Source organism: Shinella sp. S4-D37 (genome assembly GCF_040812195.1).
In the GTDB taxonomy this organism is placed as follows: domain Bacteria; phylum Pseudomonadota; class Alphaproteobacteria; order Rhizobiales; family Rhizobiaceae; genus Shinella.
Map to the genome: position 1 here is coordinate 2,623,265 of NZ_JBFNXL010000005.1, position 15,515 is coordinate 2,638,779.

The 15,515-nt window shown below is 63.1% G+C and carries 14 protein-coding genes and 1 pseudogene; 9 read left to right on the forward strand and 6 right to left on the reverse strand.

Annotation, left to right across the window (positions count from 1 at the left end; all coding sequences use genetic code 11):
• Nucleotides 1-122 precede the first annotated feature (122 nt).
• The 3 genes and pseudogenes from AB3G45_RS20375 to AB3G45_RS20385 form a co-directional block, all read right to left on the reverse strand.
• A pseudogene (locus tag AB3G45_RS20375) lies at nt 123-401 on the reverse strand (NAD(P)/FAD-dependent oxidoreductase); the annotation flags it as partial.
• A gap of 13 nt (nt 402-414) precedes the next feature.
• Nucleotides 415-1,011 (reverse strand): dimethylsulfonioproprionate lyase family protein, encoded by a 597-nt coding sequence (locus tag AB3G45_RS20380; protein ID WP_367832275.1) that lies wholly within the window; start codon nt 1,009-1,011, stop codon nt 415-417.
• 34 nt (nt 1,012-1,045) lie between these two features.
• Nucleotides 1,046-3,082, reverse strand: coding sequence for an NAD(P)-binding protein (locus AB3G45_RS20385; RefSeq protein WP_367832276.1), 2,037 nt, complete (start codon nt 3,080-3,082; stop codon nt 1,046-1,048).
• Between the two features lie 149 nt (nt 3,083-3,231).
• Here AB3G45_RS20385 and AB3G45_RS20390 point away from each other — a divergent pair, with 149 nt between their 5' ends.
• From AB3G45_RS20390 to AB3G45_RS20415, 6 genes are all read left to right on the forward strand, one after another.
• Nucleotides 3,232-3,882, forward strand: a complete 651-nt coding sequence (locus AB3G45_RS20390; RefSeq protein WP_367832277.1) for a TetR/AcrR family transcriptional regulator — start codon at nt 3,232-3,234, stop codon at nt 3,880-3,882.
• Entirely contained in the window at nt 3,875-4,669 is a 795-nt protein-coding gene (locus tag AB3G45_RS20395) for a pyrroline-5-carboxylate reductase family protein (protein ID WP_367832278.1), read from the forward strand. The genes AB3G45_RS20390 and AB3G45_RS20395 overlap by 8 nt, the downstream gene beginning before the upstream one ends.
• Nucleotides 4,670-4,737: 68 nt before the next feature.
• Nucleotides 4,738-5,736 (forward strand): ABC transporter substrate-binding protein, encoded by a 999-nt coding sequence (locus tag AB3G45_RS20400; RefSeq protein WP_367832279.1) that lies wholly within the window; start codon nt 4,738-4,740, stop codon nt 5,734-5,736.
• 81 nt (nt 5,737-5,817) lie between these two features.
• A complete protein-coding gene (locus tag AB3G45_RS20405; RefSeq protein ID WP_367832280.1) occupies nt 5,818-6,705 on the forward strand; it encodes an ABC transporter permease in 888 nt (295 codons plus the stop codon).
• Nucleotides 6,698-7,735 (forward strand): glycine betaine/L-proline ABC transporter ATP-binding protein, encoded by a 1,038-nt coding sequence (locus AB3G45_RS20410; protein ID WP_367832281.1) that lies wholly within the window; start codon nt 6,698-6,700, stop codon nt 7,733-7,735. The genes AB3G45_RS20405 and AB3G45_RS20410 overlap by 8 nt, the downstream gene beginning before the upstream one ends.
• Before the next feature lie 19 nt (nt 7,736-7,754).
• A complete protein-coding gene (locus AB3G45_RS20415; RefSeq protein ID WP_367832282.1) occupies nt 7,755-8,210 on the forward strand; it encodes a DUF3422 family protein in 456 nt (151 codons plus the stop codon).
• 165 nt (nt 8,211-8,375) lie between these two features.
• On the opposite strand, the gene AB3G45_RS20420 is transcribed toward AB3G45_RS20415, so the two are convergent.
• The 3 genes from AB3G45_RS20420 to AB3G45_RS20430 are packed head-to-tail and all read right to left on the reverse strand — an operon-like array spanning nt 8,376 to nt 10,074.
• Nucleotides 8,376-8,567, reverse strand: a complete 192-nt coding sequence (locus tag AB3G45_RS20420) for a hypothetical protein (protein WP_367832283.1) — start codon at nt 8,565-8,567, stop codon at nt 8,376-8,378.
• Between the two features lie 21 nt (nt 8,568-8,588).
• Nucleotides 8,589-9,332 carry an SDR family oxidoreductase gene (locus tag AB3G45_RS20425; RefSeq protein WP_367832284.1) on the reverse strand — a complete coding sequence of 248 codons (744 nt, stop codon included), beginning with the start codon at nt 9,330-9,332 and terminating at the stop codon, nt 8,589-8,591.
• Nucleotides 9,325-10,074: an SDR family NAD(P)-dependent oxidoreductase gene (locus tag AB3G45_RS20430; protein ID WP_367832285.1), complete on the reverse strand. Its 750-nt coding sequence runs from the start codon at nt 10,072-10,074 to the stop codon at nt 9,325-9,327. The genes AB3G45_RS20425 and AB3G45_RS20430 overlap by 8 nt, the downstream gene beginning before the upstream one ends.
• 97 nt (nt 10,075-10,171) lie before the next feature.
• Here AB3G45_RS20430 and AB3G45_RS20435 point away from each other — a divergent pair, with 97 nt between their 5' ends.
• The 3 genes from AB3G45_RS20435 (at nt 10,172) to AB3G45_RS20445 (ending at nt 15,513) form a co-directional block, all read left to right on the forward strand.
• On the forward strand, nt 10,172-13,228 hold the full coding sequence (locus AB3G45_RS20435) for an FAD-binding and (Fe-S)-binding domain-containing protein (protein WP_367832286.1): 3,057 nt from the start codon (nt 10,172-10,174) through the stop codon (nt 13,226-13,228).
• Between the two features lie 35 nt (nt 13,229-13,263).
• A complete protein-coding gene (locus AB3G45_RS20440) occupies nt 13,264-13,995 on the forward strand; it encodes a FadR/GntR family transcriptional regulator (protein WP_367832287.1) in 732 nt (243 codons plus the stop codon).
• Nucleotides 13,996-14,397: 402 nt separating this feature from the next.
• Nucleotides 14,398-15,513, forward strand: coding sequence for a branched-chain amino acid ABC transporter substrate-binding protein (locus tag AB3G45_RS20445; protein ID WP_367832288.1), 1,116 nt, complete (start codon nt 14,398-14,400; stop codon nt 15,511-15,513).
• Nucleotides 15,514-15,515: the final 2 nt, after the last annotated feature.

The following is a 15,515-nucleotide window of genomic DNA, read 5'->3' on the forward strand; positions in this document are numbered from 1 at the left end:
TCTCCTCCTTCATGGCCGGCGCGGTATGCGCGGCCGATAACAGGCGCCGCCAGCGCTGACGCGGCGGTGCAATGAACGGATTGCGAGGTGCAGGCGGTCTTGAACCGGCTTCAGTATACCACAATGCCGCGGATGTCGGCACCGGGCTCGCCATTGCGCTCGATGCCCATGTCGCCGGTGGCGACGCCCTCGTCGTTGTAGAGCACTTCGGTCGCGGCAAAGCCGGGATAGATCTCGACGCCGAGCTGCCTTGGTCGCGAGCCACCGACAGACATTGCCGAGCGAGACGATGTAGTTGCCGTGGTTGTTCATCAGCGGCGGCATGAAGGCATTCGGCAGGCGCACGGAGCCGGCCGGCCGAGCAGCAGGAAGTGGTCGTCCTTGACCTCGGTCTTGAAGGGAGGACGGCGGCGATTAGCCCATCCACAGCGCCCAAAATGCAAGGAGCGGCTTGCCTCCCGAGCGCATGGCATGACGGATCATCGGCACATTGTGAAACGACCCCCCGACACCAGGGGAAAACCAGTTCCCATCCCCTTGCCGAAAGAGCCCTTCGGAAAGCACGAGATAGGTCTCCTCGGGCGCATGGTCGTGGTCAGGATAGCGAACGTTGGGCGCCAGAAGCGAAACCCCCAGCCCAAGGTCCGAACGATTTTCGAAACCACCAGGTCCGATGATCATGCAGTTCCCATGACCGTCATGGAAGTTGTCACTGGCGGTTGCCGCATCCCAGGTCGAGCGCCGCCGCCAGCTCAATTGCGGTTCCAGAGACACAAAGGCATCGACCAAAGTACGGAGCGTAGCCTGCTTCGGCTGATTGGCGGCCACACTGGGAAGATACGAGCAGACGGGAAGCCTCATCCTCTCCGCCTCGATCGCGCCGGTCGATCGATGGAGGGCATCGAAAATCCTGGTAATCGATGCCCGCGACCGCGGATCGGTGGCAAACTCCGAATAGGCATCCCGGGCCGCATCAATCAATGCGCCGAGCGCAGCAGGTCTTTCCGTCATCGTTCCCTCTCCGGCCGCCGAGGCAGCATTACCCTCAGATGTCTTTTACGAGCCGCAATGCGTCATAGATAGCCGCATGCGTGTTGCGAGCAGCGACCGCATCGCCGATCCGGAACAGCTTGAACTTACCTTCCGGATTGTCCTCCCGTTGCTGCGGCCGGCCGTCGATGAGGTCGGCATAGTCGACGGCCCCCCCATTGGCGGAATGCGGCTGCAGTTCGAAGTAGAGGTCGTCGTTGGATCGCGTCCCATGGTTGACGATGATCTGGTCGTGGCGCTGCTCCTTGCGGATACCGCCATAGTCGCTGCCGATCGTCGCGATGAGCTGGTTGCCGTCCTTGCGAACCTCTTCGAGAAGATAGGTCACCGTGAACTTCACGTCCTTGTTCTGCAGCGCGCGCATATAAGGAACGAGGTTCATGGCCATGACCTCGGGAGAGAATGCACGGTCGCGCGTCATGATCTCGACCTTCGCGCCGGTCGTGGCAATAATTTCGGCGGCCTGCAGCGCGGCATGGTCGCCGGCGTCATCGTAGATCAGGACGTCGGTCCCCGGCTTCACGTCGCCGGCAATGACGTCCCAGGCCGAGCACACCAGCTCGTTACCCTGGCTGAGCACCTCGGTGTGCGGCAAGCCGCCGGTCGCGACAATAACGACATCAGGGTTTTCGACGAGAACCATATCCGCATCCGCCCATGCGTTGTAGCGGACTTCCACGCCCAGCGCCTCGCACTGAGCGAGCCTCCAGTCGGTGATACCCAACATCTCGCGCCGCCGCGGGCTCTGCGCGGTCAGGAGAATCTGGCCGCCGGCTTTCGCCGCCGCCTCGAGGACAACGACCTCATGCCCGCGCTCGCCGGCGACACGCGCCGCTTCGAGACCGCCGGGGCCTGCACCGACGACCACGACCTTCTTCTTCGCGGGCGCCTTCGGAACGACGTGCGGCATCGTCTCTTCGCGGCCGGTCGCGGGATTATGGATGCAGAGCGCCATGCCGCCCTGGTAAATTCTGTCGAGACAGTAGTTGGCGCCGACGCACGGCCGGATGTCGTGCTCGCGCTTTTCGAGGATCTTGCGCACGATATGGGGGTCGGCGAGATGCGCGCGCGTCATGCCGATCATGTCGACCTTGCCTTCCGCGATCGCGAAGCGCGCCGTTGCGACATCCTGGATGCGCGTTGCATGGAAGACCGGAAACTTGGTGGTCGCCCGGACCTCGCCGGCGAGTTCGAGGTGAGGCGCGCTGGCCATGCCCATGATCGGAATCTGGTCGGTCAAGCCGGCATCCGTCTCGATATGGCCCTTCGTGACGTTGAGGAAGTCGATAAGTCCGCTGTTCTTCAGGCGCCGGGAGATTTCCAGCCCCTCTTCCTTGCCGTAGCCGACCGGCGTGTCTTCGTCCGCGACATAGCGGACGCCCAGGATGAAGTCGGGTCCGACGCGTTCGCGCACCGCCGCCAGCACTTCGAGGGAGAACCGCATCCGGTTTTCCAGCGAACCGCCATATTCGTTGTTCAGGTGGTTGCTCATCGGCGACCAGAATTGCGACAGGAGATGGCCGAAGGATTCGAATTCCACGCCGTCGACGCCGGCTGCCTTCATGCGTTCGCTCGCATCGGCGAAGTCCTTCTTGATCCGCTCGATGTCCCACTTTTCGATAAGCTTCGGAAACGCGCGGTGAGATGGTTCGCGCTCCTGGGTCGGCGCGGCGACGGGCAGCCAGTCCGCCTTGTCCCAGCGGGTGCGGCGCCCGAGATGGGTCAGCTGGATCATCACGGCTGCACCGTGCTCGTGACATTCGTCGGTGAGCTCGCGCATCCATTTCACAACCTCGTCCTTGTAGGCGAGGACGTTGTTGAACACGGGCGGACTGTCACGCGATACGGCCGCCGATCCCGCGGTCATGGTCAGCGCAAGACCGGCCTTCGCCCTTTCGACATGATAGGCGCGATACCGGCCCTTCGGCATGCCATCCTCGGGATAGGCCGGCTCGTGGGATGTCGTCATCAGGCGGTTGCGGAGCGTTAAGTGCTTGAGCTTGAAGGGCTGCAGCAGGGGATCGTTCGACATCAGCGAAGCTCCAATGTAGGAATTGTGCATCAATCGATAATGGGAAAGGTACATAAATGTCAACATAACAGTTCATGCACGTCTCAAATTTGTGACAAGGGTGTACCTTTTTAGTTGCGCCCGCGTTTTTGCTCTGTTAGGAGAAAACCATGGAACAGACTTTGGCCGATAGCGGATGGCGAGGTTCACCGGATGTCTGGCTTGCCGCCGCATACGAAACCCTCCTGGAATCCGGGGTCGATGCGGTTCGCATCCAGACGCTATCGAAGAAGCTCAACCTGGCGCGCACGAGTTTCTATCGATCCTTCGAGGATCGGGAGGAACTGCTGGCCGCCCTCCTTGCCAGATGGCGGGAGAAGAACACCGGCAACGTCCTCAAGCAGGCAAGCGCCTACGCGGACACGCTGGTCGAAGCGATCCTGAACGTCAGCGACTGCTGGTTCAACAACGACATCTTTGACTCGAGGTTCGAATTCGCCGTGCGAAGCTGGGCAATGCAATCTCCCGAAATCCTGGCCGAGGTCCACGCTGCGGACCGCGCCCGGATCGGTGCGATCGCGGAGATGTTCGCGCGTTTCGGCGAAGAACCCTTTGCGGCCGACGTACGCGCCCGCAACATCTACCTTCTTCAGATCGGCTACATCTCGATGCAGATGAAGGAGGATATCGCGCTGCGCATGAAGCGCATGCCCGAGTACCTGAAGGGTTTCACCGGAAAACCTCCCAAGCAGAAGGACCTCGATCGCTTCTTTGCCCGCCACGGCATCACCAGGGAGCAGATGGAGGCCGCCCATGAGTGAACTCGCGCGTATGGGTGTCATCGGGGCGCGGGGATGGCTTGGCGGCGCAATCGTCGCAGCCATCCTCGATGCCGGCTACCGGCGGCCGGAAGACCTTACCCTCTCCTATCGCAACCGGCAGCCCGAAGGCCCCGCCGGCGCGCACTGGACGACGGACAACCAGGAGCTTGTCGATCGATCGGACGTGGTCATCGTCTCGGTCAGGCCAGAGGACTTTCCGGCGCTTCGCCTCTCGGCCGAGGGCAAGCTCGTCATCTCCGTGATGGCCGGCGTGCCGCTCGATCAGCTCGAATCGCACCTCGGTGCGGCGCGGGTGGTGCGATCGATGCCCAATGCCGCGGCATCCGTTCGCGCCTCCTATACGCCCTGGTATCCGGGCGAGGCATGCACCGCCGATGACCGGGCGCTTGTCTCCACCCTTTTCAGAGTGTGCGGCGTCGCGGATGAGGTCGGAAGTGAAGGCCAGCTCGATTACTTCGCGGCGCTGACGGGCACAGGACCCGCTTACCACGCGCTTCTCGCCGACACCTTGCGGCGTGATGCGATCGCAAGGGGGATCGCCCCCGATGTCGCAGCGCGCGCAACGACGACGCTCCTGCTCGGATCGGCGAAACTCATGGAGCACGATGGCCGCCCGGTTTCCGACGTCGTTGCCGAATTCATCGACTATGCGGGCATGACAGCGGCAGCGCTCCAGTCCATGCGCGATGCACCGCTGTCTGCCGTCGTCGGCCGCGGCATCGACGCGGCGCTGGAGCGGGCGCGCAGCCTCCAGAACACCTCCTAGAGCTTCGAAGCTGGATCTCGCGGCGTCCAGCTTCGCATCGTCCTGCCGCCAATATTGAGGGAACGAGAATGAAGAAACTGCTCGCATCATCTTGTCTCGCTTACGGCCTGCTCGTCGGCCCGTCGATCGCCAGCGCCGCCGATTGCGGCTCCGTCACGATCGCCAGCATGAACTGGCAGAGTGCCGAAGTCCTTTCCAACATCGACAAGATCATCCTCTCCGAGGGATACGGTTGCGACGCCGAGATCACGATCGGCGATACCGTGCCGACGATCACCTCGATGGCCGAAAAGGGCCAGCCCGACATCGCTCCGGAAGCCTGGGTGGACATGCTTCCCGAGGTCGTCAAGAAGGGCGTCGAGGAGAAGAAACTCGTCCAGGCGGCGAATGCGCTTCCCGAAGGCGGTGTGAACGGCTGGTGGATCCCGAAATACCTGGCCGACGCCCATCCCGATATCAAGACGATCAGCGACGCGTTGAAGCATCCCGAACTCTTCCCGGACGCGGAAGATCCGAGCAAGGGGACCATCGCCGGCGGTCCGCAGGGCTGGGGCGCCACTGTGATCTCCGCGCAGCTCTACAAGGCCTACGAAGCCGAAAAGAAGGGCTTCACGCTGCTCGACACCGGTTCGGCGGCAGGCCACGACGCCTCGCTGATCAAGGCCTATGAGCAGAAGAAGGGCTGGCTCGGCTTCTACTGGGCGCCAACGGCGCTCCTCGGCAAGTACGAGATGGTCAAACTCGACTTCGACGCTCCCTACGATGCGGAAGCCTGGAAGTGCATCACCACGGCGGACTGCCCGAACCCGAAGCTCAGCGCCTGGCCGGTCGACCACGTCTACACGCTCGTCTCGACCGAATTTTCGGGCCGCGCCGGCGCCGACATTATGGACTATCTCAACAAGCGTGCCTGGAGCAACGACACCGTCGGCAAGCTCATGGCCTGGATGACCGACAACCAGGCCTCCGGTGAAGAAGGCGCCAAGCACTTCCTGTCAGAAAATCCCGATCTCTGGACGAAATGGGTTTCTGCGGAAGCTGCCGAGAAGATCAAGGCTTCGCTCTGAGGCAACTCCGGCGGCGCGTTCTCGCGTGCCGCCTTGTTGCGTTGGCAACAAGACCAATCGGCCGGAAAGGCGGGGAACAGTATGGACTGGTTTTACACGTTTCCACATATGGACGACAACGCCCTGCGCGACCTCAAGAAGGGCATCGACGACGCGTTTCGCGCCTTCACGCGCGCTTATGGCGACGCGCTCGAAACCTTTTTCTATCCACTTCAGCAGTTTCTCATCTATGCGGAACGGTTCATGCTCAAGACGCCATGGCCGATCATGGTTCTTCTTGTACTCGCACTTGCCTGGGGCGCGAGCCGAAGCTGGCGTATCGTCGTGGGCTGTCTTGTGACCCTTCTCGTCATTGGATACTTCGACATGTGGGAAGACACGATGCGCACCGTGTCGATGATCTTCGTTTCGACCATTCTCTCCATTACCATCGGCATCCCGATCGGCATTGCCATGTCCCGCTCCGATGGGCTGCGGAGCGTTATGAACCCGATCCTCGACGTGATGCAGACCATGCCGAGCTTCGTCTATCTCATCCCTGTCGTCATGCTGCTCGGCATCGGCAAGGTGCCGGGGCTGATCGCCGTCGTCATCTATGCCATTCCGCCGATGATCCGCCTGACGGACCTCGGGGTGCGCCTCGTTGACAAGGATGTACTCGAAGCCGCCGACGCCTTCGGCTCGTCACCGTGGCAGAAACTCACGAAGGTGCAGTTGCCGCTCGCCCTCCCCACCATCATGGCCGGCATCAACCAGACGATCATGATGGCGCTCGCCATGGTCGTCATTGCATCCATGATCGGCGTGCAGGGCCTCGGCCAGCCGGTGCTGAAGGCCATCGCCAACCAGTATTTCACGCTGGGCATATTCAACGGCCTCGCCATCGTCGGCATCGCCGTCATCTTCGACCGCGTCAGCCAGGCCTACGGCCAGCGCCTCCAGAAGCACCGGGAGATCGTCCATGGCTGATCACGCTTTTGCCGGCATCAAGATCCGCAACCTCTACAAGATTTTCGGCTCCAGCGAGGCGGCTCACGTCGACGCTGTCAAGAACGGTCTGTCGAAGGCGGAGCTGAACGATAGGTTCGGCCATGTCCTCGGCCTGAAGGACATCAACATCGAAATGCCCTCCGGCTCGATCCAGGTCATCATGGGCCTGTCCGGCTCCGGCAAGTCGACGCTTATCCGTCACATAAACCGGCTGATCGACCCGACGGCCGGCGAGGTTCTCGTCGACGGCGTCGATGTCGTCAAAATGGCAGAAGCGGACCTGCGCGAGTTTCGGCGTCATCAGACCGCAATGGTATTCCAGAAGTTCGCCCTGCTCCCGCATCGCAATGTGCTCGACAACACGCTTTACGGCCTTGAGGTACAAGGCCTCGATCGGCCGAAGAGCGTCGACATCGCCATGCGGTGGATCGAGCGCGTTGGCCTGAAGGGTTTCGAGGAAAAGTATCCCAACCAGCTCTCGGGTGGCATGCAGCAGCGTGTCGGCCTTGCCCGCGCGCTCTCCAACGACGCGCCGGTCCTCTTGATGGATGAAGCCTATTCTGCCCTCGACCCGTTGATCCGCATGGACATGCAGACGGTTCTGCTCGACCTCCAGAAGGAGATCAAGAAAACCGTCGTCTTCATCACCCACGATCTCGACGAGGCGCTGCGTCTCGGTGACCAGATTGCCATCCTGCGCGACGGCGAGGTCATCCAGCAGGGCTCCAGCCAGGATATCGTCATGCGACCCGCCGACGACTACATCGCGAATTTCGTGAAGGAAGTGAACCGCGGCCGCGTGATCCAGGTCGATGCGGTCATGACCCCGGTGAGACCCGGGCGAATTGCGAACGGCGCGACGGTGCGCGGGGAAACCAAGATCGAAGACGTGCTGAAAATCTTCGCCCGCGGCGATGTTCAGGACATCGTCGTCGTCGACCCACGAGGCAACCCTGTCGGCGAGGTGAATCTTGCAAGGGTGGCATCCGCAATGGTGTCAGCCCACTAACACCGCGGAATGTTCCGGCATGATGGACATGGATACGCACCTCATCGGTCCGGAACATTCCCTCAGGCGCAAGCTCCACAACGAGTTCCACGCTCGGCCATCCCTTTATTTCGACGGCGATATCGATGTGTGGCATCTCGCGATCGTGGATGGCGATACCGCTCCAGCCGTTCCGGAGCGCCTTCAGCAACTGGCGGCCGCGTCCAAAACCGGTGATGGCAGACACGGTATCGCCGATTTCGAAGGCGGCCGAATAAAATGGAAACTGCACACGCAGTTCCTGACCCTTACCTACACGACGGCAGCTTGCGATGCATCTTCGCCAGCTCCTCCTTTCGGGAGGCTGCGAGAAGAGTTCGCCGGACAGACGATCACCGCGGTCAGCGTGATCGTCCGCAACGGCAAGGACGGCATCTTCGAGCAGAAAACGGGCGCAACATTCGTTGCGTCCGCACATCGGTTACAAGACAGTTGAGGACTTCCAGCCCGACCCGCCGGGCCGGAACCGGAGGGCGCACGACCTCTTCGGCGACATTCGGCCGGACGGCTCCGCCCGGGAGACGATACCCGTGACGATTGCTTCCGTGATCGTACCGGTGCCTATGAAGCCAAGCCGGGATTTTGGTGGCGCCATGAAACGTCAATCCCCTGCGGGATTGTGGAAACCGGCCGGAAGGGTGAAGCCCGCTGCGGGTGCCAGCGGTTCCACGTTGGCGTCCGGCCGCGGCTTCGCGATCATCGCATGCGCCGCGATGACGGAGCGGATCGCAACGGGACGATAGTTGCGGACGAGGTCCGGCCGGCGCTCCTCCCCGGACGTCTTGTCGTTCATGGCCTCTCCTCCCGCTTGAGGTCACTGTGCCTCGAATTTCACCATCGTTCCGCCGCCGGTCGCCTGATCGGTCGGGAAGACCTCGACGCGGGCGACGTCCACATAGACCGGCAACGCGATAACATCGTCGACGATCCGGGCGATGTGTTCCGGCTGGATCGGCCGGTAGCCGTCATACAGCGCTGCCTGCGCCTGGTTGTCGGCGATGGAGGTACGGTAGAGCTCCGTCTGCACACGGCCGGGGACGATCTCGCTGACGCGGACGGACGTGCCGAGCAGGTCGCAGCGCAGGTTGTCGCAGAACAGGCTGAGGCCCGCCTTCGAAGCGCCGTAGGCACCCATGCTCGGGTAAGGCGCCTGACCACCGCTGGAGCCGATATAGATGAGGTGGCCGCGCTTGCGCGCCACCATGCCCGGGAGCATGACGCGCGTCAGGTGCAGCGGCGCCTTGAGGTTGACGTCGATCATCGCGTCGATCTCGGCCGGATCGATGTCCTGGAACGCCGCGCGGGTCGAGAGGATGCCTGCATTGTTGACGAGGACGTCGACCTCGACGCCGTCGAGCGCGGCGGCGATGCGGGCCGTATCGCGCACATCCGCCTGCACCGGGATCGCACCGGTCGCGTCGGCAAGTTCGGCAAGCTGCGCCGCGTTGCGGCCGACCGCATAGACGGCGAGGCCGCGGGCGCGCAGCACCGGCACGATAGCCTTGCCGATGCCGCTGGTGGCGCCGGTGACGACGGCAACGCGATAGGCGTCAGACATAGATGTAGCCTCCGCTGATCACGACATTCTCGCCGGTGGCATAGGTGTTGCGGCTGGATGCCATCATCACGATCCATTCGGCCATTTCGACGGGCTCGGCGGCGCGGCCGAGCGCGCTTGCCTTGGCAAGCTCCGGCAGGAAGCCGAGTTCCTTGGCCCGGTCGGTGGCAAAGCCGGCGGGCGCGACCGAGTTCACCAGAATCTGGTCTGCGGCGCATTCCTGCGCGAAAGACTTGGTGAGGCTGACGACGGCGGCCTTGGTGGCGGCATAGTGGGCATTCTGCGGATGCGCCTTGAACGCATCCACGGAGGTGACGTTGACAATGCGGCCGGTCACCTCGGGCGCGTTGACGAACTGGCGCATATGGCGCACCGCCGCGACCATCATGTGATAGGTACCCTTCACGTTGATGGCGTTTTCGAGGTCCCAGTCCTCGTCGGAGATTTCAAGGATGGGCTTGCGCGGGTAGATCGCGGCGCTGTTGACCAGCGCGTGGATGCGGCCGAGCTTCGCGGCCACGGCCGCAAAGCCGCCATGGGCCGTCTCGGCGCGGGAAATATCGGCAACGGCCGTCGCCACTTCGGCGCCGAGCGCTTCGAGTTCCGCGGCGGAAGAGGCCAGCAGCGCCTCATTGCGATCGACAAGGCCGATCTTCGTCGCGCCGTGGGCGACCATCAGCCGGGCGGTCACCAGCCCCAGCCCCGAAGCGCCGCCGACGATGACAACAGACTGGCTCTTCATGTTCCGACCTCGCGATTTCGGGTTGCACCGCCATATTGGCATGTTATCACTTATATGCCAACTTATATGAAGCACAAGCCCCTTTTTGGACTTCGAAATGATCCCTCGCCTTGTCGCAGAACACCGCACCGCGTCACCGACCGAGGCGTTCCTGTCGTATCTCGCAAGCGCGGGCTTCGAAGGAGAGATCGGCCGATCCGCGGCAGAGCGCAATGTCTTTGCCACTGACAATTCCATCTATCAGGTCGAACCGGCGGCCATTCTGTTCCCCAGAAACGCTGACGACCTCAAGCGCATAGCCAAGGCCTTGGCCCGAAAGGAATTCGCCGGGATCAGCGTCGCTCCGCGCGGCGGCGGCACGGGGACCAACGGCCAGTCGCTGACATCGGGCATCGTCATCGATTGCTCGCGCCATATGAACCGCATTCTCGAGATCGATCCCGTACGCCGCGTCGCGCGGGTGGAGGCAGGCGTCGTCAAGGACCAGTTGAACAAGGCGCTGGCACCGCACGGCCTGTTTTTTGCCCCCGAACTCTCGACCTCAAACCGGGCAACGATCGGCGGCATGATCTCGACCGACGCTTGCGGCCAGGGCTCCTGCCTTTATGGAAAGACGAGCAACCATGTGCTGGCCTTGCGCGTCGTGCTGACCGACGGCACCGACTTCCTCTCCCGCCCCGTGCGCGCGGAGGAATTGCGCGCGCTCCAGGCGCGGCGCGACCGGATCGGCGATATCCACCGCACCCTCGCCCGCATCACCAGCAACGATCGCGCCGAGATCGAACGAATCTTCCCGAAGCTCAACCGCTTCATGACGGGTTACAACCTCGCCCATGTGCAACGCGGCGATGGTTTTTTCGACCTCAACGCGGTGCTCTGCGGGTCGGAAGGCACGCTGGCGATGATTGCCGAGGCGGAGTTGAACCTGCTGCCGATCCCGGCTTGCGCGGCACTGGTCAACATCCGCTACGACAATTTCAACGCCGCGCTCGAGGATGCGCGCAATCTCGTGGCGCTCGATGTCGCCTCGGTCGAGACGATCGATGAAACGGTGCTGCGGCTTGCCAAGGGCGATATCGTCTGGCCCCGTATCGCCGCCTTTTTCCCCGACGATGCCGGCGGTCCGTCAAACGGCATCAACATCGCCGAAATCCTGGCGGATACGCCGCAGGAGCTGGCGGAAAAGCTTTCGGCGGTCACGACGGCGCTGGAAAACAATCCATTTCCCGGCCGCAAGGGTTTCACGACGACCCATGGCAAGGCCGAGATCGAGGCCGTCTGGACGATGCGCAAGCGCGCGGTCGGCCTGCTCGGCAATGTCGAGGGTCCGGTCCGGCCGGTGCCTTTCGTCGAGGATACTGCCGTTCCGCCGGAAAACCTCGCCGCCTATATCCGGGAGTTCCGGGCGTTGCTCGACAGCGAAGGCCTCACATACGGCATGTTCGGCCATGTCGATGCCGGCGTGCTGCATGTGCGCCCGGCGCTCGACCTCACCCGCCCCGAACATGCGGCGCTGGTGCGCCGGATCAGCGATGCCGTCGTGGCATTGACGCGCAAACACGGCGGCGTTCTCTGGGGCGAGCACGGCAAGGGCGTGCGCTCGGAATATGTGCCGGCGTTTTTCGGGCCGCTCTACCCGCGCCTGCAGGAGATCAAGGCCGCTTTCGATCCGCTCGGCCAGCTCAATCCCGGCAAGATCGTCGCGCCGGCCGGCCGCACCTTGCCTAAGATCGACGCCATCCCGCTGCGCGGCACGCTCGACCGTGACATCGGCAACGACATCCGCGCCGCCTTCGACAAGGCCGCCTATTGCAACGGCAACGGCGCCTGTTTCGATTTCGATGCGGACGGGCTGATGTGTCCCTCCTACAAGGCGACGCGCGACCGGCGCTTCTCGCCAAAAGGCCGCGCCTCGCTGATGCGCGAATGGTTGCGGCGCCTTGCCGAGAAGGGTATCGACCCGCGCCGCGAAGCCACGCGCCCGCAACCGCTTGGCTTCGTGAACCGTCTATGGAACAGCCTCAATCCCGCCAATCGTGACGACTTTTCCCATGAGGTGCGCGCGGCGATGGATACCTGCCTTGCCTGCAAGGCCTGCGCCGGGCAATGTCCCGTCAAGGTGAGCGTACCCGCCTTCCGCTCCAAGTTCCTCGCGCTCTACTACAAACGCTATCTGCGGCCGTTGAAGGATCCTTTGGTCGCCGCCATCGAAACCACCTTGCCGCTGATGGCGCGAGTGCGGCCGCTCTACAATCTCGTTGCCGGTTCCTCGGCAGGACAGGCCGCGATGCGGCGCGCCGGCCTCACGGCGCTGCCCGCGCTCCCGTCGATATCGGTGCGCCGAACGCTCGCCCGTCAGAACGTATCCGTCGCCACCCCGGCGCGGCTGGCACGCCTCGATGCGGCGGCGCGCGCCCGGGCCGTCGTTTTCCTGCCGGATGCCTTTACCGAGCATTTCGATCCGTACGTGCTCCTCGATGCGGTGGAATTGGCGCGGCTGCTCGGGCTGACACCCTTCATCGCGCCGCCGCTGGTCAACGGCAAGGCGCTGCATGTGCACGGCTATCTCGGCGCCTTCGAGAAAACCGCCCGCCGCACCGCGGCAACCATCGACAGGATGGCGGAGGCCGGCGTGCCGCTGGTCGGCATCGATCCGTCCATGACCCTTGCCTTCCGCAGCGAATATTCCGGCACCGGGATGAGAGCGCGTGTCCTCCTGCCGCAGGAATGGCTGGCCACCGTCCTCGACCGCCTCCCCTCGCCGGCCGGCGGAGAGCGCAAGCGCGTCCAACTCATGGCCCACTGCACCGAGCGCACCAATGCGCCGGTGGCGACCGCCCAGTGGAAGGCTGTGTTCGCGAAACTGGGCATGGAGCTCGTCGTCGGCGAAGTCGGGTGCTGCGGCATGGCAGGCACCTTCGGTCATGAGGTGCGCAACCGTGCACTTTCCGAAACGCTCTACGCGATGAGCTGGCAGCCCGCCCTGGCCACGCCGGACCGGGCGGAGCTGGTGATGGCGACGGGTTATTCCTGCCGATCGCAGGTCAAGCTCATGGACGGCGTAAGACTTCCCCATCCGATTCAGGCCATCCGAGCCGCCCTCCAGGAGAACCCCACACTTTCCTTGGGTGGAGATGCGACGTATGATATGTGACAATTCAGAAGAATTAACGCAAAGGCTGTATGGGAATGTCGGTTATCACGCAACGCGGCAATCTCGGCGAGATCGTCGTCGCCAAGCTTAGCGAGCGCATCGATTCCGGGCTTTACGCTCCGGGCGAGAAGATTCCGTCGAGTGCGCAGCTCTGCGAGGAGTTCGGCGTTTCCCGCACCGTCATCCGCGAGGCGCTGGCCTCGCTCAAGGTTGCCGGCCGCGTGATCGCCCGGCAGGGAGCCGGCGTCTACGTGACGGAGAAGGACGCAAGAACGCTGAACTTCGAGATCAGCCGGATCGACGACATTCGCTCGGCGATGCAGATCCTCGAACTGCGCCTCGGCGTGGAATTGCAATCGGTGGCGCTTGCCGCCCAGCGGCGAACGCCGGAAGCGCTTGCCGAAATCGCCCGGGCCTTCGACCACATCGAAAACCTGGACACCAGCGATGCCGAGATCGAAGCGCGCGCCGATTTCGAGTTCCACCTCGCCATCGCCAAGGCGACGCGCAACCCGCATTTCTCGCGTTTTCTGGAAGCCGTCATGGGCGAGATCAACTTCGATCTCGTGCTGAAGCACAGCCAGTCCGGCCGCTCCTACAACGCCTACTTGAAGAAGATCAACAAGGAGCACGCCGCCATTCTCGCCGCCATCACGCAGGGCGACGCCAAGGCCGCGAAACAGGCGCTGGCCGCACATCTGGAGGAAAGCCTCAGCCGCTATCGCGCCATGCTGGCCGAACCTGCGGGCACCAAGGCGAAGACCTGACCCCTACCCTGCCGGTTGAAGGAAAAGGCATCCTTTGACGGACCGCACTCGCGCGCGATCATCCGCCGCGGGACTTCCCGCGTTTTTGCCCGCCGTTCGATGCTCTCGATGGCATCCATTCGTCAAGGATAGCTTGCCGATCGACGGAATTTCTTACGCAGGCCCGTGGCTGGGGCAGCCATATACTCTTTTCAGTGGCGACGAAACTTGCAGGCGATCTCCATACGGCGAGCGTGTGGGGCGCAGATCAGGGTGGAAACACCATGATCTCCTGTTTTCCCGCCGTTCCAGGGATGAGCGCGGAGCACAAGACCGGCACTCGCCCCTGCAACGACAAGAGATGTGGACCGAACCGCATCCCACTGAAGAGTTTCATGGCTTAACCAGAGGGAAGCCCCGCACATGACCCAGATTTCGAAATTCCTGGCGGCGACTGCCATCGCCTCCGCCCTGCTTCTCGCGCCGGCCTTTGCCGCCGACACCATCAAGATCGGTGTCGCTGGCCCTTATACCGGCGCCAATGCCACCTTTGGCGAGCAGGTCTATAACGGCGTCTTCGCCTATGTGAACGAAGTGAATGCGGCCGGCGGCATCAACGGCAAGCAGGTCGAGCTGGTGAAGGGCGACGACGCCTGCGAACCCAAGCAGGCCGTGGCCGTCGCCAACCGTTTCGTCGACCAGGACAAGGTGCAGGCCGTGATTGGCCACTTCTGCTCGTCGAGCACGATCCCGGCCTCGGAAATCTACAACGACGCCGGCATCCTCGAAATGACGCCGTCCTCCACCAACCCGACCGTGACCGACCGCGGCTTCGACAATCTCTTCCGCGGCTGCGGCCGTGACGACCAGCAGGCCGTTGTCGCCGCCGGCTTCATCCTCGACACGCTGAAGCGGGACAAGGTCGCCCTCATCCACGACAAGGACACCTATGGCCAGGGCCTCGTCGATGCCGTCAAGAAGACCATGGAAGAGCGCGGCGTGCAGCCCGTTCTCTATGAAGGCCTGACGCGCGGCGAACGTGACTTCAACGCCCTCGTCACCAAGATCAAGAGCACCGGCGCCAACGCCGTCTATTTCGGCGGCCTCATTCCGGAAGGCGGCCCGCTGGTGCGCCAGTTGAAGGAACAGGGTGTCGACGTCGTCTTCGTCACGGGCGACGCCTTCGCCCAGGCTGAACTGGTCGCCGCTGCCGGCGGCCCGGTCAACCTGAAGGACGTCTACTATTCCGCGACACCGGATCCGCTTGCCGATCCCTCGACCAAGGACGTGCAGGACGCGCTGACCAAGGCCAACATCACGCCGGCGAACTACGTCCTCTACGGCTACGCCAATGCGCAGGCCGTCGTCGCGGCGCTGAAGGCCGGCGAGGACCTCGATGCCCAGGCCGCCTGGCTGCGCGGCAACACGGTCGATTCCGCCATCGGCAAGATCACCTGGGACGAGAAGGGCGACATCAAGGACTTCAAGTTCGTCTTCTATAACTTCGACGACAAGGGAACCCCCGTTCTCGTCAAGTAGGG

Coding starts and splice junctions, on each gene's coding strand:
- AB3G45_RS20380 (WP_367832275.1), bottom strand. CDS start 1,011: ATGACGGAAAGACCTGCTGCGCTCGGCGCATTGATTGATGCGGCCCGG.
- AB3G45_RS20385 (WP_367832276.1), bottom strand. CDS start 3,082: ATGTCGAACGATCCCCTGCTGCAGCCCTTCAAGCTCAAGCACTTAACG.
- AB3G45_RS20390 (WP_367832277.1), top strand. CDS start 3,232: ATGGAACAGACTTTGGCCGATAGCGGATGGCGAGGTTCACCGGATGTC.
- AB3G45_RS20395 (WP_367832278.1), top strand. CDS start 3,875: ATGAGTGAACTCGCGCGTATGGGTGTCATCGGGGCGCGGGGATGGCTT.
- AB3G45_RS20400 (WP_367832279.1), top strand. CDS start 4,738: ATGAAGAAACTGCTCGCATCATCTTGTCTCGCTTACGGCCTGCTCGTC.
- AB3G45_RS20405 (WP_367832280.1), top strand. CDS start 5,818: ATGGACTGGTTTTACACGTTTCCACATATGGACGACAACGCCCTGCGC.
- AB3G45_RS20410 (WP_367832281.1), top strand. CDS start 6,698: ATGGCTGATCACGCTTTTGCCGGCATCAAGATCCGCAACCTCTACAAG.
- AB3G45_RS20415 (WP_367832282.1), top strand. CDS start 7,755: ATGATGGACATGGATACGCACCTCATCGGTCCGGAACATTCCCTCAGG.
- AB3G45_RS20420 (WP_367832283.1), bottom strand. CDS start 8,567: ATGAACGACAAGACGTCCGGGGAGGAGCGCCGGCCGGACCTCGTCCGC.
- AB3G45_RS20425 (WP_367832284.1), bottom strand. CDS start 9,332: ATGTCTGACGCCTATCGCGTTGCCGTCGTCACCGGCGCCACCAGCGGC.
- AB3G45_RS20430 (WP_367832285.1), bottom strand. CDS start 10,074: ATGAAGAGCCAGTCTGTTGTCATCGTCGGCGGCGCTTCGGGGCTGGGG.
- AB3G45_RS20435 (WP_367832286.1), top strand. CDS start 10,172: ATGATCCCTCGCCTTGTCGCAGAACACCGCACCGCGTCACCGACCGAG.
- AB3G45_RS20440 (WP_367832287.1), top strand. CDS start 13,264: ATGTCGGTTATCACGCAACGCGGCAATCTCGGCGAGATCGTCGTCGCC.
- AB3G45_RS20445 (WP_367832288.1), top strand. CDS start 14,398: ATGACCCAGATTTCGAAATTCCTGGCGGCGACTGCCATCGCCTCCGCC.